The sequence below is a fragment of the Clostridium isatidis genome (genome assembly GCF_002285495.1).
GTDB classification, from domain to species: Bacteria; Bacillota; Clostridia; order Clostridiales; family Clostridiaceae; genus Clostridium; species Clostridium isatidis.
In genome coordinates, this window is sequence record NZ_CP016786.1 from 2,113,462 (window position 1) to 2,137,788 (window position 24,327).

The window sequence follows — 24,327 nt, forward strand, 5'->3', positions numbered from 1 at the left end:
TCCTAAAATAGTGCATACTATCGTGATTAATATAACTATGCTATTATAACATATTTCATGAATTATTTTCAAATATTTGTTTAAATTTCGTACTAATTAATTAATTGCCCGTTTTGATTTACATATTTAACATTGCCATCTATTGATACTTCTAAACCTTTATCTGTTAAATTATTTAATTTCACATCTTTACCCTTTGAATTCCATAGAGTTGTATGTGTTTTACTATCAATATCAACAATCCATATATATTTATTTAAATCATATCCAAAATAAGGTACATTACTTATATATGCTGCCTTAGTATCAGAAATAAATTTAGCTTCTACATTCCATAGATAATTATCATAAGTTTTTATAACAGCATTCTTCTCAAAAACTTCTCCATTAGGGGCAATATAATTTGGTGCATGTATAATTACTTCTGCTTTATCAGTTTTGAATATTTTCATATCTTGATTCTTATCAATAGTTAATACCACTGTTTTTGATGGATTTATTGAATAAGTTAAGTTAGCTTTATTTTCTTTAACATCTTTAAATTTCTTGACACCATTTAGCTCTTCATATTCAAGAACTAAAGTATCACTTTCATTCACTTTAAGTTCTATAAGTTTTTCTTCGACTTTTTCTTCTTCCAACTTTTCTGTAGTCTCTTCTATAATATTTTCTTCAATTGGACTTTCTTCATTAGAAGAAATATTATCGCCAGAATCAATCCATGCTTGAATTTTATCCTTTAGAGAATCAAAATTTATATTACTTATTAGTGATTTTGAAAGTATGATAATTATTGCTGCTAATATAAGACTAGAAATTAAGATTATTCTTTTTCGGCGTGCTCTCATTTTTCTCTCATACTCTCTACTAAATATGCTAGGCTTCCTCACACCCAAAACCCTCCTGTTATTATTTTTTATATAAAATTATCTATTATAAAAAGTATCTACATTTAATTATATATAAATACCTATTAATCTAAATTATTTTCTACAACCACACTTTTTTCCGCTGCTTTTTGTGCTGCAACATCCACCACATTTAATTAGTCCAAGAGCTCTTAAATCTCCTATGGATAATTTAGCTACATTTTCATCATAATCTTCATAGTCTGGTGTAGATTTTAGTATATCCTTATCAAATTCTAACATTAACAATCACCTCATTATCTATTATATACTTAAATTTAAATATTCCATATATATATTTTAAATTTTACATAAATTTATACTTTTTCCTAATTATATTTAATTTTATATTAAACTTTTTTATTTTTTTTGATTTTTTTTAAAAATATATTGGTTTTTTCGCCCAAATATACTATAATTATATATAATAATACAGTATTTTTTATAGCACACAAAGTATTATCTCTAAATTAACAACCCCATAATGTTCATTTCTCCCTTAAAATGAACATTAATCCCTTATAAAGAGCTGGAAACAGCTCTTTTTATTATAAAAATTATATTTACACTTGACATTTATAGATAATTTTCATTTTTGTCGAAAATCTATACTTATTTCAAAAGGTGTTACAAAATCTTGTAACACCTTTAACATTTCAATAAGGCTTAAATTATTCCTTCCCCCTATAAATTACCAATTTACTATAGGTAATTCCACGGATTTACAGCTTGTCCATTTATTCTTATTTCGAAATGAATATGAGGACCTGTACTCATTCCTGTAGATCCAACATATGCAATAACTTCCCCCTGACTAACAGCTTGGCCGTTACTTACAAGCAATTGACTATTATGAGCATATAATGTTTGAACTCCGCCACCATGATCTATTATTACTACATTACCAAAGTCAGACATCCAGCCCGAATAAGCCACAACACCACTCTTTGAAGCATACACAGGAGCACCATAAGGATCTGCAAAGTCAACTCCTCTGTGATAACCTGCTACTCCAGTAACAGGATTTATTCTCGGTCCAAAATCATCAGTTACAGGACCATAACCTGGTCTTATAAATCCTTCTGAACTTGGATTATTCACTGTCCCTCCATTATTTTGATTATTACCACTATTATTATTTATTTCATTTAAAATACTATTCAATTGTGCCTCTAATTCTTCATTATATGCGGTTAAATCACCAATTTCATTTTCTAATTGTTCTTCTTGAGATGAAAGGCTATTAATAATACTTGTTTTTTCTGTTTCTAAAACATATAATTCATTCATCTTACTTTCATGTTCATTTTTCTTAACTAGTAACTCTTCTTGAACTTTAAGCAATTCCTCTTGTTTTTCAACTAAAGAGTTTTTGCTTATTTCTATTTCTTCTAATTTTTTATTTATTTCTTCCTTTTCATTATGTAATTGATTCTGTATATCTCTTAATTCTTGTACTAATTGCTTGTCCATTGACATTATTTTTATTACATCTTCTACATTGCTAAAAAATTCTGATAAACTTTTACTTTCTAAAATCATATATAACATATTTGATGCAATGTCTATTTTGTAATAACTTCTTATTCTATTCTCTAATAACCCTTTTGCTTCTTCTTCTTCCTTTTTCTTTTCTTCAATTAAACTTTCCTTTAAAGAAATTTCATTATTAGCATTTTCAATTTCTACATTAATAGAATTTATTTCAGCTTGTACTCCATCTATTTTACTTTGATAAAACTCCACTTCAGCTTGGGCTTTTTGAAGCTCTAGGCTTTTTGAATCTATTTCATTTAAAACTCCTTGCAGTTCTTCTGATTCAACACCTATTTGGTCAATAATTTCATTTTTTTTCTTTTCTAATTCTTGTATGTTGGAATTATTTTGTTCTATCTGCTCCTGAAGGGAACTTTCTGTTTCTGCAAAATAAACCATGTTATTTGAAAAAACTATAGCCATTGCTATTGCAAAAGTTCTTATATTTTTTTTCATGCTAAAATACCCCCACCTATAATTTGACCTTTGGCAAGCCCCTTATTCTAAAATATCTATTATCCATTTATTGCACTCTCTACATTTATAGATTCTAATTACAAAAAGACTTAAAGACATTTCACTTTCTTCAGTTAATTTTTCCGCTTCATCTTTTGTTATAAAGTTATCTTCCTTATCCAGAAAACCTGGTATTTCTACTATATAATTCTTATTTGTCATATTACAACAATCATTATTTCCTACAGTTTCTATTTCTTCATAATTAAGTTCTAAACTTAATTCTTGAATTATTGGTATTACATCATCATAATCTTCTATATTATCTAAAAATTCTTCTTCGTAAAACTTTAAATCTTTTATTTCGAATATTTTTTTCATAATTACACACCTTTATTTATATTTCATTTTAATTTTATATTTAATCTTATTTTTTATCAAGGTATAAATCTACTAGAAAACGGGAATTTCTACTTTTTAAGACTTTCTTAATAACTCTTCTAATATTTGCTAAGTCTGCCATTGTTATAAACTTCCTTGCATTAAATTATCCATATTGAAAACAATAATAAAGTAAGGTTACTATAAATTTTTAGGAGGATTAATGGTATGGGCGTAAAAGATGATTCTTCAACAAACCAAGGAAAGAAGCAGAAAAAGGAAAAGGCTTCTGGAACTAAGGGTATTAAGAAAAATAAATAGTTTCTATTTACGAAAAAAAGAGCAGCCGCTAATGAATTTCAATTCAATAAGGCGACAGCTCCTTTTATATTTTTCTTTCTTAGTTTTTCTTTTCTAAACTTTCTTTTAATTTTTCAAGTCCAAAAATTAAGGCCCCTCCTATTGCAAAGAACACTATGCTAAAATTACTAAAGTCCATTGGAGGTAATGGATTAGAAAGGGTAGTAGGTCCCATAATTACTGGATATATAGATCCAATCATTAATCCCAGTATTACATATATTGCTTTTGATCTATGATTAGCTAAAACATATTTTAATAATTTTATTGTAGTTAATATTCCTGTAATAATTCCTAAACCAAAAATAACTAAAATAGGCATGTAGCTAAAATCAAAAGAAAGAAATTCTTTAATAGCTGATATTATGGGTACATAAAGACCAAAAATTAATAATAGTGTTGATCCAGATATGCCTGGTAAAACCATAGCACATATTGCAATAGCTCCACAAACAAATGTATATATGGCTAATCCAATATTTAGATTCCCCATAGATAAATCCATTCCACCACTATTAGTTGAAGGGTTAAAATATGTAATAGCTACTACTATTAAAAATCCAATTATAGCAAAAATTATATTTTTATATTTACCTATTATTTCTTTTCTTTCTTCCTTAAAAACTATAGGTATTGAAAATAATATAAACCCTATAAATAATGAACTTATTTTATAAATATGAGTCTCAAAAACTGAAGCTATAAAAAGTATGGATAAGACAAATCCAGTAATCCATCCAATTCCTATTTTTGACAAAAATTTTATAGCTCCTTTTTTATCTTCTTTACTACTACTAATGGACACTAAAGAATTTAATGAATTTATAAATTCATCATAAAAGCCTAATACAAAGGCTATAGTACCTCCTGATACTCCAGGAACACTGTCTGCTAGTGCCATACAAAAACCTCTAATAAAACTTATGATATACATATTTCCACTCCTAATATCTCTTAAAATTTTTTAACTTTTGCAAGCAAAATTTATTATATCATAATTTATTTGCATATTATATTTAAATTCCTTAAAGTTTTCTAAATTTTGCAAGTGAAATTTAGAAAATTAAAATTAGCATTAGTTTTAATATATATTAAAACTAATGCTAACAATTATTTTTTACCTGGAGTTATCCCCTCAAAAGAATTATAAAAAACTGTTTTGTCAATATCATAACGTTTTTCATGAAGAGGATTTGGTTTAGAATCACTACTTGGATAACCCATTGGTAGAAGAGCTACAGGAATAAGATATTCTGGTAAATCAAACTTCTCCCTTATTGCTTCTGGATCAAAATGACCTACCCAAGTTGTTCCTAATCCTAGCTCAGCAGCTTGAAGCATCATATGAGTTATTACTATACTAGCATCAACCTCTCCCATTTCTTTTTGATCATAAGACCTTTTCCAGCTAACTGTAGAATCATAGCATATTAATAGGGTCAAAGGTGCATCAAAGTGAAAACGGGTACATGATTTTACTTTTTCCAAGCTTTCTTCACTGTCAATAACTAATATCCTTTGAGGCTGAAAATTCACAGCAGTTGGCGCAACCCTTCCAGCCTCTAAAATCAAATCTAACTTTTCTTTTTCTACTTTTTTATCACTAAACTTTCTTACTGAATATCTATCTTTTGCTAATTGTAAAAATTCCAATTAAAATCCTCCTATTTTTACTTAATTATTTCCATTCTTTAATTTTTCTAAAACTTCTCCTGAAATCCTGTGATTCGTCCAATCTTCCATTCTTTCTGCTCCCATTGATGCATAAAACTTTCTTGCTGGTTCATTCCAATCAAGACAGGTCCATTCCATTCTTTGGCAGTCTTCTTCCTTTGCTATTTTCCCTAAAACATTAAATATTTCTCTTCCAAATCCATTTTTCCTAAATTCCTTTTTTATAAAGATATCTTCTATATAAAGTCCAGGCGCGCAATTAAAGGTTGAAAAGTTATAGAAAAATACTACATACCCAACAACCTCTCCATTATATTCTGGAATAAGAATCTCTGCCCTTCTTTTTTCAAATACAGATTTTCTTAAAATTTCTTCAGTTCCAACAACTTCATGAGAAAGTTTTTCATATTCAGCCATTTCCTTAATTAAGGAATAAACTAAACTTATATCCCTTTCCTCAGCTTTTCTTAGTTTAAAATTTTCAATATTAGTATTAAAATACTCCATTCTTCTTCCCCCTTGTCTTTAGATAATGCTTATTGCCATTTTCCATAAAATCATACAAAAATAAATGGAGCTGTCCAGCAGCACCATCATCACTATTATATTATTATAATACTATTTTAATTATATTTCACTATAAAAAAGTGCGAAGCACTTTTTTATAGTACAATGTAGAATGTACAATGTAAATTCTACATTACTATATATTCAAGTTTTCTCTTATTAAAGTAAATTCCCTTTAATTTTAAGTGCTCCATTAGCTCCAGTCCAATATGAAAATTCCTATATATTCCTTTATAGTTATGAGAATCTGACCCTAAAGTAATATATTTCCCACCTAAATCTCTATATAGTTTATATATATCAATTAATGCTTCTTTTGCATCTTTATTTTGAAGCCTGTTTGTGTTTAGCTCCAAAACCTTCCCTTTATTTATTAAGCTTTTAAAAATTTCTGCTAATATATCTTTAAATTCTGAAACTAAAATTTCTTTATTATCATAGTTACAATATCTGCAGGGGTAATCTATATGAGCTAAGGAATCAAAATTATTATATAAATTTACACAAGTAAGCATCTCTTCTAAATAGTAGGTAAAAAATTCTCTTTTATTATATCCAAGATTTATATAATCAAGATAAATATCTAAGCCTCTAACAGCATGAATTGACCCTAAAACATAATCAAAGTCATATTTAGATGCTATTTCCTCATTTTCTTTTAAAGTGTTTTTTGTTAATCCAATTTCAATTCCTAGTTTTACCTTATCATTTCTATACTTTTCATAATCATTAAAGTATTTAGCTATATCAAATCTAAATTCAGCTTCTTCGGGATAATCTAAATCCAAATGTTCAGTAATTATTATTCCTATATTTTTTTCCTTACTTACGGCTATTGCTTCTAGAATATCCATATTGCTATCAGTAGAAAATTTCGTGTGAATATGGCTATCAAAAACCATAAATCCACCTCCCTTATAATTCTTCAATCTTTCTTCTTTCTGGTTTTAAATTATTTGTTTTTTCCCTTCTTTTTTCTAACTCTATCTTTACATCATCTAAAGAAATATTTAATTCTGCCATCAGTACTAAAAGGTGATAAAGTAAATCTCCTATCTCTGCCACTTGATTTTTCCTATTATTTTCCTTGGCACTTATTATAACTTCAGTAGATTCTTCTCCTACTTTTTTAAGTATTTTATCTATACCCTTATTAAATAAATAACTGGTATAAGATCCTTCATCCCTATTTTCTTTCCTATCCAAAATAATATTATATAAAACTTCTAATATATTCTTCTCCAAATTTCCCCCTCCAAATTCCTTTCATTTTCTCTAAGTCCTGTTTACTATAATTCTTAAGTGAAGCTTCTATAAAAACAGCTTCTTGCCCCAGTATGGCAAGCTACTCCCTTTTGTTCTACTAATAAAAGAATAGTATCCCCATCACAATCAATCTTAATTTCCTTCACAATTTGAAAATTTCCTGAGGTTGCCCCCTTATTCCAAAGTTCATTTCTACTTCTACTAAAAAACCAGCTTGTTTTATCTTCTAAAGTTTTTATAAGACTTTCCTTGGTCATATAAGCCAGCATTAAAACTTCCCTAGTATTATAATCCTGTACTATTGTAGGAACCAAACCCTTTCCTTTATGGAAATCTATTAAATTTATATATTCATTAAAATTAGCCATTCCAACCTACCCCCAATTATATCAGTTCACAGTGTACAATTCACAGTCCACAGTTAGAGGTTGTTGTGCACTGATACCTATATATTATATAGAAATGTTAATATATCCTATTTATCGTAGCCTTTATTTACACTTATTCCATTTGCTTTTAAGTATTTTTTTACATCCCCCACTGTTAGCTCTCCATAGTGAAATAATGAAGCAGCTAACGCTGCATCTGCTTTTCCCTCTTCAAAGACTTCTTTAAAATCTTCTAGTTTTCCACAACCACCAGAGGCAATTACTGGAATATCCACAAAATCACTAACAATTTTTGTAAGTTCTATATCAAAGCCACTTTTTGTTCCATCTGCATCCATAGAAGTTAAGAGGATTTCTCCAGCACCTAGTTTGTAACACTCTTCAATCCATTTTAAAAGATCTATGCCGGTATCTATTCTTCCTCCATTTATTAATACATTCCATCCTGTCTTATCCTGCCTTCTCTTTGCATCTACAGCAAGGACAATAGATTGACTTCCAAACTTATAGGCTCCTTCTTCAATTAATTTCTTGTTTCTTACTGCCGCTGAATTTAAACTTACTTTATCTGCACCAGCCTTTAATATAGTTTTCATTTCCTCTATTGTTGCGATTCCTCCACCAACAGTAAAAGGTATAGTTACTTTTTCTGCTGTTTTTTTAACCACTTCTACCATAGTTTTTCTTCCTTCATTAGTCGCTGTTATATCTAAAAATACAAGTTCATCTGCCCCTTGTTTGCAGTATCTTTCTGCCAGCTCTACTGGATCTCCAACTTTAGTTAGCCCCTTAAAGTTTATGCCTTTAACTACTTGTCCATTTTTTACATCTAAACATGGTATAATTCTCTTGTTTTGCATGTTTCACCTCTTTTATATCTTATTTAGTTAATTCTAAAGCTTCTTTTAAAGATAGGGTTTTTGAGTAGATTGATTTTCCAGCAATAACTCCATATATATCTAACTCTTTTAATTTTCTTATATCCTCTATATCCTTTACTCCACCTGATGCTGTTATATCTATCTTAGAAATTTCTTTTATTTCTTTTATCATTTCTATATTAGATCCTTGAAGGGTTCCATCCTTGCTTATATCTGTAACAATAATATTTTTCACACCCATTTTTTCCATTTCCAAAAGGAAGTCTATATATTTTCTTTTACTTTGAGATAACCAGCCCCTAGTGCAAACATATCCATCCTTACAGTCAATTCCTACAGCAATTTTGTCTCCAAAATCCTCTAGAGCTTTCCTAAGAAGAGCCTTATCTTCAATGGCAATTGTTCCTAGTATTACCCTTGAAACTCCAGCTTCTATTAAATATTTAATATCTTCATAGGTCCTAATACCACCACCTACTTCAATTGGAATTTTTAATGTTTTTGCTAGCTTTAATATGATTTCTTTGTTTATTAACCTACCAGCCTTAGCTCCATCTAAATCAACTATATGAATATAGTCTGCCCCTTCTCTTTCAAACTTTTTAGATATTTCAAGGACATCTTCTCCTACAATTTTCTTTTTATTATAATCTCCTTGATATAATCTAACTGGCTTTCCATCAATAATATCAATTGCTGGAATAACTATCATATAACCAACTCCCCAATATTTTTATATTTTCCTATATATTTTATAAAACACTTTTAGTAGAAGGTATTAAATCTTTGTTTTCTCCAATAGAAACTGCTTCCTTTAAGCTTCTTCCAAAAGCCTTAAATAAACCTTCTATTTTATGGTGGTCATTTTCTCCGTATAAAATCCTAGCATGAATTGTTGAAGCAGAATTAATTGCAACTGCTCTAAAAAATTCCTTTACCATTTCTGTTGAAAAGTTTCCAATGCTTTCCCTTTTAAAGTCCCCTTCAAAATATAAAAAACCCCTTCCACTTAAATCTAAGGTTACAGTGCATAAGGCTTCATCCATTGGAATAAAAACTGTTCCATATCTTTTTATTCCTGCCTTATTTCCTAGAGCCTTGTTTAGAGCTTGTCCTAAACATATTCCTATATCTTCAACAATATGATGGTCGCATACTTCAATATCGCCTTTAGCCTTAAGGTCAATATCAATACCGCTATGAAATGAAAATAAAGTTAACATATGATTAAGGAAGCCTAGATCAGTGAAAATATTGCTTTCTCCCCTTCCATCTAAATTAATTTTTAAACTTATTTCCGTTTCCTTTGTTACTCTTTCTACCTTTGCAATTCTATTGCCCATAAAATCTCTCCTTTACTTAAGAAAGGTCCTTCTAATAACCTCTACTACTTTTTCATTTTCCAAACTGGAAGCAACAGTTATTCTAAAAGTATTATCCTTATTAAAATCTCTAATTATAATTCCTGCCTCTTCCAATGCTCTTATTAAAATGTCTTTATGGTCTGTTTCTCCAAATATATAGTTTGCTTTTGATGGATAAAATTTTATTTTTAAACTACTTTCTTTTTGAATTTCTAATAAGTTCTTATAAAGCTTTTCTCTTTCCTTTACTATAACTTCCACCCTTTTCTTTAGTTCCTTCCAGTTTCTAATTACCTTTGCTGCAAGAGCCTGGGATATAGAATTAACATTATAAGGAACCTTATAATTCATTAACTCCCTTATACTTTCTTCATTAGATATTAAAAAACCAACCCTTAGGGCTGCTAGTCCCCATGCCTTTGATAAAGTTCTTGTTACAATTAAATTCTTGTATTCATTTATAAGTTCAATTGCACTTTCACCATAAAATTCATAATAAGCTTCATCTACTAAAACTGTTTTATCCTTAAAAGCTTCCAGGATTTTTTTAATATGACTAATTTTAAATCCATAACCTGTTGGATTGTTTGGATTTGAAAATATTATTAATTTAGCCTTGCTTTTTAGCCCCTCAGAAATAAAGTTATCTATATTTAATTCTTCCTTAGGATTAAATTTATATTTAACTACTTCCCCTTCCTTTAAGGAAACATAAAAGTCATACATTGAAAAATCAGGATCTAAAGCAAATATCTTTTCTCCCTTAGAAATATTCTTGCTTATAGCCAGGCTTAGCATTTCATCAGAACCATTGCCTAAAATTATATTTTCCCTTTTAACTCCTGCATAAGCCGCATAAGCCTCTCTTAATTCCTTTCCATCAGTATCTGGATATCTATTAAGCTCTATTTTTTCAATAGTAGAAAATAAATTTGTTATTATATTTTCTTCTAAGGGTTTATAATTTTCATTTGCATTTAATCTTATTTTATTTACCTTCTTCATTCCTTTATCACTCTCACTTTTACAGAATTAGCATGGGCTGTTAAGCCTTCCTTTTCAGCTAATAATATGATTTTATCCGCCTCCCTATTTATGGCTTCTTTTGAGTAATATATAAATGAACTTTTCTTAACAAAGCTATCTACTGAAAGAGCAGAGAAAAATCTTGCTGTTCCGCTGGTAGGTAAAACATGATTTGGTCCACCAAAATAGTCTCCAACTGGTTCTGGAGAATAATATCCTAAAAATACTGAACCTGCATTTTTTACTTTTCCAAGGAGTTCCATTGGATTTTCAACCATTAACTCTAAGTGTTCTGGTGCAATTATATTTGATAGTTCTTTACACTTTTCTAGGTTTGGACAAATTATTGCCATTCCATAATTCTTAAAGGCTTCTTTTATTATTGCTTTTCTCTCTAATTCTTCTACTTGCTTTTTAAGTTCTTTTACAACTTCCTTATATTTTTCTACTGATGTAGTTAATAAGATTGAAGCCGCTAATTTATCATGTTCTGCTTGCGACATTAAATCTGCTGCTACATACTTTGCATCAGCTTTGTCATCTGCAATTATAAGAATTTCACTTGGTCCTGCAATCATATCAATATCAACTTTTCCAAATACAAGTTTTTTAGCTGTTGCCACATAAGTATTTCCAGGACCAACTATTTTATCTACCCTTTCAATTGATTCTGTTCCATAAGCTAGTGCAGCTATTGCTTGGGCTCCACCTACCTTGTATATTTCCTTTACTCCTGCAATTTTAGCTGCAACTGCTATATATGGATTTATTCCTCCCGCTTTACTTGGGGGTGTTACCATAACAATTTCTTTAACTCCTGCTACCTTTGCTGGAATAACATTCATCAAAACAGATGAAGGATAAGCTGCTGTTCCCCCTGGTACATAAACTCCTACTCTTTCTAAGGGAAGGACTCTTTGCCCCATATATGTCCCATCTTCCTCAGAAATAATATAGTCCTTGCTTTTTTGTTTTTCATGAAATTTTTCTATATTTTCTGCTGCCCTTTTTAAAGCCTCTATAAAATCTTCTTCAACACTTTTAAAGGCCTTTTTTATTTCATTTTCAGAAACCCTTAGGTCTTTTACTTTTACCTTGTCAAAGGCTTCTGTATATTTTCTTAAGGCCTTATCTTTATTATCTTTAACATCTTTTAGAATTTTTGATACTGTATCTACAAGGTCTAAATTCTCTTCTTCCCTGTTTTTAATAATATTAATTACTTCCTCATTACTTTTACTTATTTCAAATAATCTTAACACTGCCCTAACCCCCTTTATTTATTGCTTATTTTTATTGCTAATAACACTATATACCCTACTTAAAAATGAATTTATCTGCTGCTGTTTTAATTTAAAACTTGCCTTATTTACAATTACTCTTGCACTTATATCACATATTTCCCTTAAAACTATTAGCCCATTTTCCTTTAAGGTTGTACCTGTTTCCATAATATCTACTATTCCATCACATAAGCCCAGGATTGGTCCAAGTTCAACAGAACCTTCAATTTTAATAATTTCAACATCCATGGAAATTGATTTAAAAAATTCTCTAGCAACAGCTGGATACTTAGTTCCTATTTTTATATGGCCCCCCATTTTAAATAAGTTCTTATCTGGCATAGATGCCACAATAAACTTACACTTACCAATTCCTAAATCCATAACTTCATAGCAGGAATGATCAGTTTCCATTAAAGTATCTAATCCAACAATCCCTATATCTGCAACAGCATGTTCTACATAGGTAATACTATCCCTTGCCTTAACTAAAAAATATTCTATATCCTCTTTTGAATCTTGAAAAACTAACTTTCTTCCCTTGTCTTTAAGCCCCTCTATTCCAAAAGCTCCTTTTTCTAATATTTTTACAGTTTCCTTTTCCAGTCTTCCCTTTGTAATTGCAATACTAATCCCCATAATAATACTTCTCCTTCAAAATCTTTATATCATCTACTTTCTTAGAAGGAATAATTTCCACAATATATCCTTTCTTTCTTAATTCAATGCTTTTATTAAGAGCTTCTATTTCTTTAGCTTCATTGAATAATATCTTATAGCCCTCTTTATAATACTTGCTGATGTCCATTAGCTGGATTAATTCATCAATATTAATGGAAAATCCTATTGCTTTAAGATCTTGTCCAAAATCCTTCATTAACTCATCATATCGGCCTCCACTTAAAACAAAATTACCAGACCCTTGAATAAAGCCCCTAAAGATAATTCCTGTATAATAATTTAATCTTGGAATTATTCCCAAATCAAAGCTTACACAACTTTCATATCCTAGTTTTTCTAATTTACCATAAAGGCTTTTTAAATATTTAACACTAGCCTTCATTTTAGAAGTAAAAGAAATTTCCTCATACTTGTCTAAAAGCTCCTTTCCAGAACCAAATATTAGAGGAAGTTCCATAAAAAATTTCTTTTTATCATAATCAATTGAAAGGTTATTTAAAAAATCACTTAAGGATTTTAAACGCTTCTTTTCCACTAATTCAGCTAAGCTTAAAGAATCCTCCTGAGAAATATTTAATTGCTCAAGGGCAGATTTAAAGAAATTAACATCACCTATTTCTAATTTAAAATCCTTTACTCCAATAGAAGTTAAGGTTTCAATTGCAATAATTAAAGTTTCCAAATCAGAGAAATTTTTCTCCTTACTAAAAAGTTCTATTCCACAGTCTGTGTATTCATTTCTCATTCCGGCTAGTTCTTCATAGACTCTAAAAACATTTGCTTGGTATCTTAACCTGCTAATACCCTTAGTATCTTTTAATTTAGTAGCAACTACTCTAGCAACAGGCACTGTCATATCAGGCCTTAAGACTAAAATTCTCCCCTTATTATCGAAGAACTTATACATGTTTTCTTCTTTTAAACCTGAATTATCATATTTAAAAGTTTCATAAAATTCTATTGTTGGAGTAATTACTTCCTTATATCCCCAAGAATCAAAAATTTTATTTATATTTTTGATTATCCTTTGTTTAATGATGCACTCTTCATTAGTTATATCCCTTGTTCCATCTGGAATAGTATTTTCCCTCATCTTCACACCCCTTTTACTTTATTGCTTTATCACTTTATCCCTTTAAACTGTTATAGTTATAATATTCTACTTTTTGGAAAAAGTCAATATTATTTATTAATAAAATAAAAAAATAATAGGAACTCCAAATATTATTACTTGAAATTCCTATTATCCATTATTTATTCTATTACTTCTTAAACTCCTAAGATCCCCAGAACTATTATCATAATAAATATAAGAACAAAGGGAACAATCATTATTGTCATTCCTATAGGATTCCCTATATTAACATCCCAACCAATACCAATCCTTTTTTCTATAAATAAGCTTGGATCCTTCTTATTATAATAAAAACTTCCCAAAATCCAGTACTTATCATCATCCCTATATATTTCTTTTTCAGCATTACTAACTTTTATATTTTTTCCACCTTGTCCTATTTTATAGGTTACTATAGTGAAAATTATTATGCTCGCAAATATAATAGTTAGGGATATTCCATTGATAATATTTATACTCCAGCCATATATCATGCAGAACTGTATAAATGAAAATAAAATAATCATTTCCAAGGCAAGAAGGAATAAAAATATAGAATTATATTTTTTAAACACCTTTCTTTGCTCTCTTATCTCTCTTATACTGCCACTATTAATGTCCGTTTTACCATTAATAGCAAATTTATTTATTACCATAAAAAATAATATCATTAAGGCCTGAATTATTGGAAGAAGTATCAAATATATAAAACCTGAAAAACTGTTTTTTATTGCAAAGCTATCTGGAATTCCTTTGCCATTATAGTGAGTAGGGAAAACATCTGGGATCCTATCATAGGAAATAAAAGTTATAATTAAAGTTATTATAGGAACAATTAATAAAATTAAAAAAGTCTTATTTTTTATACCCTTTATATCTTTTTTATTCTTTGGCTTTCTTATGGAGGTATCTACCACTACAATATTTTTCCCTAATTTATCCCACTTCTTTTCTTTCTTTAAATCAATCATTCTTTTCCAAAAGATAAGCACCGGTAAATTAGTTAAAAATATTAATAGAAAGGTTAATAATAGAAAAATATATACCTTTGGATATAAATATACTAAAAAATTTACTATCACTATAGTTGGAAAAATTGATAGCAAGTATATTTTTTTATATTCATTCTCTAGTTTTTGTATATCTTCATCCTTTCTAAATTCAGCAGGAACTCTTACCCCAAATATAATTCCATTATTAGATAAGCGATTTACAAATAAGCCTTGTAAAAATAGTACTATACTTAGAAAGACCATTAATATAGAAAAAATTATTGTATCCATATTACTTATTCTCCTTATTAACAAACTCCATATATATATTATCCATTTTCTTTTTTACTTCCTCAATATTTATTTTTCTATTAAAACATTGAGCCATATAAAAATATAAGTTTTCATTAAATTCTTTATTAAACTTTTCTGCAGATATATCTAAATTTAATGAAACTATTGCTCCCTTTCTTCTATCAATTTTTATATAGCCTTCATCTTTAAGCATAGTATATGATTTATTTACGGTATGCATATTAACTCCAATATCTTCTGCCAATGCTCTAACAGAAGGTAATTCTTCTCCAAATTTAATTTCTCCCCTCGCAATTCCCTCAATTACCTGATTTTTAATTTGCATATATATTGGAATTTCCGAATCAAAATCTATTTTTAAAATCAAATAAAACACCACCCTTTTTCAGTTCACAAGGCACAGTTCACGATTAAGGATGAATTATTTCCTTAATCGTGAACTGTAAATTTTATACTGCGCACTGATAAAATTGCTTTCACAAAATTTATAATTTTTTAAATAACTTTACTCCAACTGTATTAAGAATTATTAATAATACTATAAGTACAATTAGCAAGTAAATTGTCACTAATATCATAAATAAATTAAAATTAGTAATATTTCCTTTTACAAATACAAAGATTGGTATGACAACTATAACTGCTGACAAAAGCATTTGTACAAAAACACTACTGCTTTGTTTTACTACTGTAGTTTCTGATGTCCATTCTAACTTAGGAAAATATAAATTCACTATAAGTCCAAGTATCGGTATTACAAAAGAATAAATTGTAGTTATTATTATCAAAAATATAAAGCTAGTTATTGGTAATTTTAAAGAGATAAAGAAAATAATACTACTTATTAAAGCTGCTGGTAATATTAATAATATATTTAAAGCTATTTTCCCTATAAAAATATCCTTAACCTTAATTGGTGAAGATTTTAATATCCATAAATTTTTTCCTTCTAAAGAAATTGATGAACTAGTTGTACAAGAAGTCGATGAAATTCCACATATAAGCGCAATAATAAATAAAGGTATTAATTGTTCGCTAAATTCAACCTCAGCTATAGTATAGATTACATCTTTCCCAAAAATCATTGTTGCTATAGCAGCAATGATTAATAATACTGGTCCAATAATTGTATTTAGCACATAAATAGGTGTGGAAAAATATCTTCTTATCTCCTTTTTTAATAATGCAGCTACTTTTGATGAACTAGTAATTTTTCCTAACTTATAATTTGATTTTCTATAAGTTTCTTGTAATTTTAAATTTATTGATTTAAAACTTTTGCTGAATATTACTACAAATATTGAAAATACCATCAATGATATCCCAATAAAAATCAATAAATCTTTTATATTCAACTCTGTTAAAGCTCTTGAGGCAAAAATTAATGGCGGATATAACTTTTTTATTCCCTCTGTCATTGACTTACTATTTGAAATAATATTTTGAATTAAATCTCCACTATTAAAAGAAGCTATAATAATAAATGCCACAAATAAAATTGTTCCCAGATTTATTATTAAATTTTTATATTTTAATCTAGAAGAAATAAAGGCAATAAAAAATGCTATCACTGAAGAAAATACTATTGGTATTAATGGAATAAATATAAATACTATTGTTAAATATACAAAATATAAGCTTGATACTTCAGATTTAATAAAATATACAACTGATTGTGGTAAGAATGTAAATATTAATATCAAATAATTCATTACTAATAAATTAAGCATCTTATTTATTAAAATAATATTAGTTTTAATAGGCATGCTCATAAGTAAATCATAATCTTTAGAAGAAAAAAGTAGTCCTTGAGCCTTATAAATCGAAGTGAAAAATATTATAATAACACTAAGAATAAATGCCATTATTATCTGTAAATCAAAAATCCCCATAGCCTTTAATGTATCAGCCATTAAATAAGAATTAATTGATGCAGAAAAAGCTAAAGACAACATCGAAATTCCAATCAAAATATATATTAAAATAAGTCTAGCTCTCTCCTTTATTGATTTTTCTTTTATAAGTTTATTTATTCCTGTAGAATTAATAAAAGTTGTTTTAAATAACACATATAATTTATTCATTATCTATCAACTCCATAAAAATATCTTCTAATGAACTATCTCCCTTTACCTCATCCATATTTCCTTCTGCTACTATTTTTCCTCCTTTAATTATGGCTACCTTATCACATATTTTCTCTGCTACTTCTAATACATGCGTTGAAAAGAATATTGCAGTCCCCTCTTTACATAATTGCTTCATTTCTTCCTTCAATAAATGAGAAGCCTTTGGATCTAAACCAACAAAAGGTTCGTCTAATATTAATAGCTTAGGTTTATGAATTAATGCTGATATTATTACTAATTTTTGTTTCATTCCATGAGAATAGGATGAAACTAGATCTCCTAAGGCAGGAAGTATTTCAAATTTTTCTGAATAATACTTTATTAATTTTTCTCTTTCTTCACTTGAAACTTCATACATATCTGCTACAAAATTTAAATATTGAATTCCAGTAAGTGAATCATAAATATCTGGATTATCAGGTATATATGCAATTTTTCTTTTGGCTCCTATTAAATCTTCCTTAATCGATACACCATCTATAAATATTTCTCCTTCTTCAAAATCTAAAATTCCTACTATTGCTTTTATTGTAGTGGTTTTTCCCGCTCCATTATGTCCAATAAATCCAAATATTTCTCCCTTATTTAATGTAATTGAAATATTATCCACAGCTTTTTTTCCATTCTTATATGATTTTGAAAAGTTCCTTATCTCTAACATAATATTTCCTCCTTCTATTTGTTATATATATACTATAACAAATAGAATTATATTGCAAGTATTCTTATTTAAAATTTTTTGAAAATTTTAATAATTAAAACTTATTTTTTACATATATTTTTTTCTTTACAGTTCTATCTTATATGATAAAATAAAAAAAGAATGGTCGGTATTCTTTTGAAACCGAACCAAAATTATAATTTCTTTTTTGCCGAATTATATCCATTATGGAATGAGAACGGAGGGATTATTATGTTAAATGCAAGGGGATTTGGAAATTCTCGCGAACACATAAGAAAAATGGTAGTTATTTCTATGCTATCAGGTATAAGTATTTTTTTAGGTTTAACTGGTCTTGGTTTCATACCACTTCCACTTTTTAAACTAACAATACTTCATTTACCTGTAATTATTGGAGCTATTATTGAGGGTCCGATAGTTGGAGCTTCAATAGGATTCATTTTTGGTCTGTTTTCTATTTATCAAAATATAACAGCACCAACAGTAATGTCTCCATTTTTTTATAATCCAATAGTTTCTATACTACCAAGAGTTTTAATAGGCATTATAGCTTATTATGCTTATAACTTCTTAAAATCAAAATTTAAAAATTTAAAGCTATCTATAGCAATAGCTGCTATTTGTGGGTCCTTAACAAATACAATAGGCGTACTTGGATCAATATACTTATTATATTTTAAAAATTATGCTGATATTTTAATTTCTAAGGGATCCATTACTTCCAGCTCTAGAGGCAGTGTAGCTTTAGCTTTATTATCAATAGTAACTACCAACGGATTGGCAGAAGCATTATTATCTGCATTAATTTGTACAGCAGTTGTAATTGCGATTTTTAAAATGCAAAAAAGAAATAATTAAATTTTAGAGTTTTAGGTTGTTTGAATTTATTCAAACAACCTTTTATAGTTTGTACCATTTTATTCATTTTAATAACTCTTTTTCCTTTTATGGCTTTATTTTTATAGTTTATTATATGTAAAACTACATAATCTATTAGTGCAAAGTTGATATTAACTGTGCAAAACAATAAACAAGCTTCAAAAGAAGCAAACAAAGGAGGAATTAAAAATGGCAAGCAGAAACAGCAACAAAAAAAATCCGGGACTTCAAAATTTAAAAAATCAAGTTTCATCTGAATTTGGAGTTTCTTTCGGAGAATACAACGGAGACTTAACTGCTAGACAATGCGGAAGCGTTGGCGGTGAAATGGTTAAGAGAATGATAGAATCTTACACAGGAAAAAATCAATAAACTAACCTAAGCCAAAACTTCTAAGGTTTAAAGGAGGAGTTAATCATGGCAGCAAAAAACAAAAAGAATCCAACTCTACAAAATTTAAAAAATGAAGTTGCTTCTGAATTTGGAGTACAATTCGGAGAATATAGTGGAGACTTAACTGCTAGACAATGCGGAAGCGTTGGTGGCGAAATGGTTAAGAGAATGATAGAAACCTACGAAGGAAGAAACAAATAAAAAACTTAAATTAGCTTTTCAAAAGATTACTAATTTACTATTCAAAACTTCGTAACTTTTAACAAAGGAGGAGTTTGTAATGGCAAGAGGTAATAAAAAAGGATTAGCTAATTTAAAAAATGAAGTTGCATCTGAATTAGGTGTTAACTTCAAAGAATATAACGGAGACCTAACTGCTAGACAATGCGGAAGCGTTGGTGGCGAAATGGTTAAGAAAATGATTGAAAACTACAAAGGAACAATTGAGTAGAAAAAACTACTGAGTAAAAATGTTTCTGAGTAGAAATAGCAAAAAAATAGAAAAACTGAATATATAAAAAGAGGGGCTGTCGCACTAATAATTAGTGCACAGTCCCTTTTTGTGCAAAAAAATAAATCCTAGACTCCATGAGTTTAGGATTTATGATAAAATATTTTTATGCACAAAGAAAATATTTTACAAAAGAATTATACATTAAACCAAAAGTTTTATCAATTAAAACTTCCATTAAATATTGATTACATGATACCGGTTAATGATTCAGTGCGATTACTAAGTCAATTTGTAGAGGAGATGGATTTAACAGATTTATATTCGACTTATTCCAAGATAAAGGAAAATCAAGTATCGCCAAGAAAAATGCTGAAAATCATGACTTATGGATATATGAATAAGATTTATTCGTCTCGAGATATTGAAAAGGCATGCCGTAGAGACATTAATTTTATGTTTTTGCTTGAGGGAGCATCCGCTCCGGATCATGCAACATTTGCAAGATTTAGAAGTCTTCATTTTGCTCCATGTTCTGAAAGGATCTTAGCTGAAACAGCTAAATTTCTTTATAAAATTGGTGAGATATCAGGAGATGCTATCTTTATTGATGGCACAAAAATAGAAGCTTATGCAAATAAATATACTTTTGTCTGGAAAAAGGCAGTTACAAAAAACATGGCAAAATTGCTAATTAAAGTGGCCGACCTTGTTAAAGAGTGCGAAGAACTTTATGATATTAAGTTAATCTATAAAAATGAAGTTCAAATGAAACATGTAAAAAAGCTTAGAAAAAAGCTTTATGCACTAAAGAAATCAGAAGGAATAGAATTCGTTCACGGATGTGGGAAAAGAAAAACTGCATTGCAACGATCAATAGAAAAACTTGAAGAATATCTTTCAAAGTTTAAAGAATATACTCAAAAAGTGTACACTTGCGGAGATAGAAACAGTTACTCAAAAACTGATGTTGATGCTACATTTATGAGGATGAAAGAAGATGCTATGAAAAACGGTCAACTTAAGCCAGCTTATAATGTGCAGCATGGTGTAGATTCAGAATATATTACATGGCTTACAGTTGGACCACAACCAACGGATACAACTACGCTAATACCTTTCTTGAAAAGCATGGAAGAAAACTTAAAATTTAAATACTTAAAAATAGTTGCAGATGCTGGATATGAAAGTGAGGAGAACTATTCATTTATTGAAGAAAATAATCAAATAGCATTTATTAAGCCATCTAATTATGAAATATCAAAAACAAGAAAATATAAAAATGATATCGGTAAAATAGAAAACATGGATTACAATGAAGAAAAAGATTTCTACATATGCCGAAATGGTAAGCAGTTAAAGGCTGAAAATATAAAAATTAGAAAATCTAAAACAGGATATGAAAGTGAAAAGACAATTTATGTTTGTGAAGATTGCAATGATTGCACTTACAAGAGTAGTTGCATCAAAGGGAATAATTGTAAAACTCCTTTGGAAGAAAGAGTAAAAAGATTTGAAACATCAAAAAAGTTTAATCGCCAAAGAAAGTCTGATTTAGAAAGAATTCTAAGCGAAGAAGGTTGCTTGCTTAGAATGAACAGAAGTATTCAAGCAGAAGGTTCTTTTGCACAAATAAAACAAGACATGAATTTCAGAAGATTTATGTGTCGTGGGCAAAAGAATGTATTAGCAGAAAGTATACTTCTTGCAATGGCACACAATATAAATAAATTACATAGTAAAATACAAGCGGGCCGCACTGGTAAGCACTTATTTGAATTGAAGAAAGCCTCATAAGTTAAATTTTAAAAAAGCTTTTTTTCTGAGGCTTATTGAAGTGCGCCTATTTTTAGTTGATTTACATGCAAATAAAAATAACACCTAAAAAGTTAATTTATAGAATAGAAAAAGGAGCTATCGCTAACGGATTTTAATCCACTAATGCGACAGCTCCTTTTCAATTTTAAATTGTGATTATTGTTATCTATAAACTACTCTTCCTTTATGATAAATTCTTCATCTTCAAGGTCAATAATCACATTAGATCCATAACCTATTTCTCCCTTTATTATTTTTCTTGCTAAAGAGTTTTCAATTGTATTCTGAATATATCTTCTTAATGGTCTTGCTCCGTATACAGGATCATACCCTTCTCTAGCCATTAAACTTTTAGCTTCTTCAGTAACTCTTAAGCTAATGTTTCTATCCTTTAGCCTTTCTGAAACTTCCTCTAGGAAAATATCAATAATTTTCTTTATACCATTTTCTGTTAAAGGCTTAAACATTATAATATCGTCTACTCTATTTAAAAATTCTGGTTTAAATCTTAATTTCATTTCATTCATTACTCTATTTCTTATTTCTTCATCAATACTGTCCTCGCCTTTATTTTCTAGAAGGCTGCTGCTTCCTATATTGGAAGTCATAATAATTATAGTGTTTTTAAAATCTACAGTCTTACCTTTATTATCAGTTAGGCGACCATCATCTAAAATTTGTAGGAAAATATTAAATACATCATCATGGGCTTTTTCTATTTCATCAAATAGAATAACACTATATGGTTTTCTTCTAACAGCTTCTGTTAATTGTCCTCCTTCATCATATCCAACATATCCTGGAGGAGCTCCAACTAATCTAGAAACTGAATGTTTTTCCATATATTCAGACATATCTATTCTTATTATATTTTCTTCTGTATCGAATAGATTTCTTGCTAAAGTTTTGGCAAGCTCTGTCTTACCAACTCCTGTTGGCCCTAAGAATATAAAGGATCCTATCGGCCTATTTACAGCCTTTAAACCAGCCCTAGCTCTTAAAATAGCATTTGCAACTGAAGTTATTGCTTCTTCTTGGCCAATTACTCTTTTTTTCATTTCTCCTTCTAGTTTTAAAAGTTTTTCTCTTTCGCCTTCTAATAAATTAGATACAGGAATACCAGTCCATTTAGATAATACAAGTGAAATTTCTTCTTCAGTAACTTCTTCCTTTAATAAAGCTCCTTCATAATTTTCCTTTACTTCTTTTTCCTTGGCTTTTATTTCATTTTCTAATTGCGGTATTAAGCTATATTGAATTTCAGCTGCCCTATTATAATTGTAGTTTCTTTGTGCAGCTTCTAATTCTCCCTTAGCATCATCTAATTTCTCCTTTAATTCTTTTAATGCTAAAATTGATTGTTTTTCTCTTTCAAACTTAGCAGTTAACTCATCATTTTTAGCCTTTAACTCTGCTATATCTTTTTCTAAAGCATTTAATTTTTTTATTGAAGCTTCATCATATTCCTTACTTAAGGCTTCTTTCTCTATCTCTAATTGAAATAATCTTCTTCTTATATCATCTAATTCTGTTGGAAGGGAATCTATTTCTGTTCTTATCATTGAACCAGCTTCATCTACCAAGTCTATTGCCTTATCTGGTAAATATCTATCTTGTATATATCTATTTGATAATTTTACTGCAGCTACTAAGGCTGAATCGTGAATTCTAATCCCATGATGAATTTCAAACTTTTCCTTCAAGCCTCTTAAAATTGAAATTGCATCCTCAATTGATGGTTCATTAACTATAACTGGCTGAAATCTTCTTTCTAAGGCTTTATCCTTTTCTATATATTTTCTGTATTCATCAAAAGTTGTAGCTCCGATACAATGTAATTCTCCTCTTGCCAAAAGAGGCTTAATTAAATTACCTGCATCCATTGCTCCATCTGTTTTACCTGCTCCTACTATAGTATGAATTTCATCTATAAATAATATTATTTTTCCTTCACTGCTTTTTACTTCTTTTAATACAGCCTTTAATCTTTCTTCAAATTCTCCCCTATACTTAGCACCAGCTATTAAGGCTCCCATATCTAAAGAAAATATAGTTTTATCTTTTAAGCCTTCTGGCACATCTCCCTTAATTATTCTATAAGCTAATCCTTCTACTATTGCAGTTTTACCTACTCCAGGTTCTCCTATCAGCACTGGATTATTTTTAGTTCTTCTAGATAAAATTCTAACAGCTCTTCTTATTTCCTCGTCTCTACCAATAACTGGATCTAACTTATGCTTTCTAGCTAACTCTGTAAGATTAGTTCCATATTTGCTTAAAGCATCATAGGTACCTTCTGGATCCTGAGTTTCAACTCTTTGATTGCCCCTTATCTCCTTTAAAGCATTCATAAATCTTTTCTCAGTTATATCATACTTATCTAATATTCTTCTTATTTCTGCCTTTTTATTTATATCTATAATTGCAAGCATAACATGCTCAACACTTATATAAGCATCTTCAAACTTCTTGGCTATATCTTCTGCCTTTACTAATATTTCTTGGATTTCCCTTGTTGCATATACACCTGAAGAATTTGCCCCTTCTCCAAGAACTTTTGGCATTTTATTTAGTATATCTTTTAAATCAGCTTCAAGACCTTTAACATTAACCTCCATTTTGGTTAAAATATTTGGTATTAATCCATCTTCCTGTTCTACTAAAGCAGTAAATAAATGTATTATTTCAACTTGTTGATGATTGTTCCTAACAGCAATTTGACTTGCATCATTTAATGCTTGTTGAACTCTTATTGTCATCTTATCTACATTCATTTTCTCAC

The 24,327-nt window shown here is 28.9% G+C and carries 27 protein-coding genes; 5 read left to right on the forward strand and 22 right to left on the reverse strand.

Going from position 1 to position 24,327, the window contains the following annotated elements; all coding sequences use genetic code 11:
* Positions 1-92: 92 nt before the first annotated feature.
* The 21 genes from BEN51_RS09960 to BEN51_RS10055 all read right to left on the reverse strand — a co-directional run bounded on the left by BEN51_RS09960 (position 93) and on the right by BEN51_RS10055 (position 17,983).
* Positions 93-890: a hypothetical protein gene (locus BEN51_RS09960; protein WP_119865917.1), complete on the reverse strand. Its 798-nt coding sequence runs from the start codon at positions 888-890 to the stop codon at positions 93-95.
* A 93-nt stretch (positions 891-983) separates the two neighbouring features.
* Positions 984-1,151: a hypothetical protein gene (locus BEN51_RS13855; protein WP_164704105.1), complete on the reverse strand. Its 168-nt coding sequence runs from the start codon at positions 1,149-1,151 to the stop codon at positions 984-986.
* A 459-nt stretch (positions 1,152-1,610) separates the two neighbouring features.
* Entirely contained in the window at positions 1,611-2,900 is a 1,290-nt protein-coding gene (locus BEN51_RS09965; RefSeq protein WP_119865918.1) for a murein hydrolase activator EnvC family protein, read from the reverse strand.
* 42 nt (positions 2,901-2,942) lie between these two features.
* Positions 2,943-3,281 carry a hypothetical protein gene (locus tag BEN51_RS09970; protein ID WP_119865919.1) on the reverse strand — a complete coding sequence of 113 codons (339 nt, stop codon included), beginning with the start codon at positions 3,279-3,281 and terminating at the stop codon, positions 2,943-2,945.
* Positions 3,282-3,681: 400 nt separating this feature from the next.
* A complete protein-coding gene (locus BEN51_RS09975; protein WP_119865920.1) occupies positions 3,682-4,575 on the reverse strand; it encodes a DUF368 domain-containing protein in 894 nt (297 codons plus the stop codon).
* Between the two features lie 176 nt (positions 4,576-4,751).
* Positions 4,752-5,294 (reverse strand): nitroreductase family protein, encoded by a 543-nt coding sequence (locus BEN51_RS09980; protein WP_119865921.1) that lies wholly within the window; start codon positions 5,292-5,294, stop codon positions 4,752-4,754.
* Positions 5,295-5,315: 21 nt separating this feature from the next.
* Positions 5,316-5,822, reverse strand: a complete 507-nt coding sequence (locus tag BEN51_RS09985) for a GNAT family N-acetyltransferase (protein ID WP_119865922.1) — start codon at positions 5,820-5,822, stop codon at positions 5,316-5,318.
* A gap of 188 nt (positions 5,823-6,010) precedes the next feature.
* Positions 6,011-6,784, reverse strand: a complete 774-nt coding sequence (locus BEN51_RS09990) for a histidinol phosphate phosphatase (protein WP_119866611.1) — start codon at positions 6,782-6,784, stop codon at positions 6,011-6,013.
* Between the two features lie 13 nt (positions 6,785-6,797).
* Positions 6,798-7,127 carry a phosphoribosyl-ATP diphosphatase gene (gene hisE / locus BEN51_RS09995; RefSeq protein WP_119865923.1) on the reverse strand — a complete coding sequence of 110 codons (330 nt, stop codon included), beginning with the start codon at positions 7,125-7,127 and terminating at the stop codon, positions 6,798-6,800.
* Positions 7,128-7,180: 53 nt separating this feature from the next.
* Positions 7,181-7,516, reverse strand: coding sequence for a phosphoribosyl-AMP cyclohydrolase (gene hisI / locus BEN51_RS10000; protein WP_119865924.1), 336 nt, complete (start codon positions 7,514-7,516; stop codon positions 7,181-7,183).
* 107 nt (positions 7,517-7,623) lie between these two features.
* Positions 7,624-8,397, reverse strand: coding sequence for an imidazole glycerol phosphate synthase subunit HisF (gene hisF / locus BEN51_RS10005; RefSeq protein WP_119865925.1), 774 nt, complete (start codon positions 8,395-8,397; stop codon positions 7,624-7,626).
* Between the two features lie 19 nt (positions 8,398-8,416).
* Positions 8,417-9,130, reverse strand: coding sequence for a 1-(5-phosphoribosyl)-5-[(5-phosphoribosylamino)methylideneamino]imidazole-4-carboxamide isomerase (gene hisA, locus BEN51_RS10010; RefSeq protein WP_119865926.1), 714 nt, complete (start codon positions 9,128-9,130; stop codon positions 8,417-8,419).
* A 40-nt stretch (positions 9,131-9,170) separates the two neighbouring features.
* Positions 9,171-9,761 carry an imidazoleglycerol-phosphate dehydratase HisB gene (gene hisB, locus BEN51_RS10015; RefSeq protein ID WP_119865927.1) on the reverse strand — a complete coding sequence of 197 codons (591 nt, stop codon included), beginning with the start codon at positions 9,759-9,761 and terminating at the stop codon, positions 9,171-9,173.
* A gap of 12 nt (positions 9,762-9,773) precedes the next feature.
* Complete coding sequence (gene hisC / locus BEN51_RS10020; RefSeq protein ID WP_119865928.1) at positions 9,774-10,787, reverse strand: histidinol-phosphate transaminase; 1,014 nt, start codon at positions 10,785-10,787, stop codon at positions 9,774-9,776.
* Complete coding sequence (gene hisD / locus BEN51_RS10025) at positions 10,784-12,070, reverse strand: histidinol dehydrogenase (RefSeq protein WP_119865929.1); 1,287 nt, start codon at positions 12,068-12,070, stop codon at positions 10,784-10,786. The genes hisC and hisD overlap by 4 nt, the downstream gene beginning before the upstream one ends.
* An 18-nt stretch (positions 12,071-12,088) precedes the next feature.
* Positions 12,089-12,730, reverse strand: a complete 642-nt coding sequence (hisG, locus tag BEN51_RS10030; RefSeq protein WP_119865930.1) for an ATP phosphoribosyltransferase — start codon at positions 12,728-12,730, stop codon at positions 12,089-12,091.
* Positions 12,720-13,865 (reverse strand): ATP phosphoribosyltransferase regulatory subunit, encoded by a 1,146-nt coding sequence (gene hisZ / locus BEN51_RS10035; RefSeq protein ID WP_119865931.1) that lies wholly within the window; start codon positions 13,863-13,865, stop codon positions 12,720-12,722. The genes hisG and hisZ overlap by 11 nt, the downstream gene beginning before the upstream one ends.
* 176 nt (positions 13,866-14,041) lie before the next feature.
* On the reverse strand, positions 14,042-15,169 hold the full coding sequence (locus BEN51_RS10040) for a DUF1648 domain-containing protein (RefSeq protein WP_119865932.1): 1,128 nt from the start codon (positions 15,167-15,169) through the stop codon (positions 14,042-14,044).
* 1 nt (position 15,170) lies between these two features.
* Complete coding sequence (locus BEN51_RS10045; protein ID WP_119865933.1) at positions 15,171-15,560, reverse strand: GntR family transcriptional regulator; 390 nt, start codon at positions 15,558-15,560, stop codon at positions 15,171-15,173.
* A 118-nt stretch (positions 15,561-15,678) separates the two neighbouring features.
* Complete coding sequence (locus BEN51_RS10050; protein ID WP_119865934.1) at positions 15,679-17,277, reverse strand: ABC transporter permease; 1,599 nt, start codon at positions 17,275-17,277, stop codon at positions 15,679-15,681.
* Positions 17,270-17,983 (reverse strand): ABC transporter ATP-binding protein, encoded by a 714-nt coding sequence (locus BEN51_RS10055; RefSeq protein ID WP_119865935.1) that lies wholly within the window; start codon positions 17,981-17,983, stop codon positions 17,270-17,272. The genes BEN51_RS10050 and BEN51_RS10055 overlap by 8 nt, the downstream gene beginning before the upstream one ends.
* A 252-nt stretch (positions 17,984-18,235) precedes the next feature.
* Here BEN51_RS10055 and BEN51_RS10060 point away from each other — a divergent pair, with 252 nt between their 5' ends.
* The 5 genes from BEN51_RS10060 (at position 18,236) to BEN51_RS10080 (ending at position 21,524) form a co-directional block, all read left to right on the forward strand.
* Complete coding sequence (locus BEN51_RS10060; protein WP_119865936.1) at positions 18,236-18,862, forward strand: ECF transporter S component; 627 nt, start codon at positions 18,236-18,238, stop codon at positions 18,860-18,862.
* Between the two features lie 210 nt (positions 18,863-19,072).
* Positions 19,073-19,255, forward strand: coding sequence for an alpha/beta-type small acid-soluble spore protein (locus tag BEN51_RS10065; RefSeq protein WP_119865937.1), 183 nt, complete (start codon positions 19,073-19,075; stop codon positions 19,253-19,255).
* Between the two features lie 45 nt (positions 19,256-19,300).
* On the forward strand, positions 19,301-19,477 hold the full coding sequence (locus BEN51_RS10070; protein WP_119865938.1) for an alpha/beta-type small acid-soluble spore protein: 177 nt from the start codon (positions 19,301-19,303) through the stop codon (positions 19,475-19,477).
* Positions 19,478-19,556: 79 nt separating this feature from the next.
* Entirely contained in the window at positions 19,557-19,727 is a 171-nt protein-coding gene (locus BEN51_RS10075) for an alpha/beta-type small acid-soluble spore protein (protein WP_119865939.1), read from the forward strand.
* A 168-nt stretch (positions 19,728-19,895) separates the two neighbouring features.
* Entirely contained in the window at positions 19,896-21,524 is a 1,629-nt protein-coding gene (locus tag BEN51_RS10080) for an IS1182 family transposase (protein WP_119864227.1), read from the forward strand.
* Positions 21,525-21,718: 194 nt separating this feature from the next.
* Here BEN51_RS10080 and clpB read toward each other — a convergent pair whose 3' ends face one another.
* The gene (clpB, locus tag BEN51_RS10085) at positions 21,719-24,319 is read right to left on the reverse strand and encodes an ATP-dependent chaperone ClpB (RefSeq protein WP_119865940.1); all 2,601 of its coding nucleotides are present in this window, start codon (positions 24,317-24,319) and stop codon (positions 21,719-21,721) included.
* Positions 24,320-24,327: the final 8 nt, after the last annotated feature.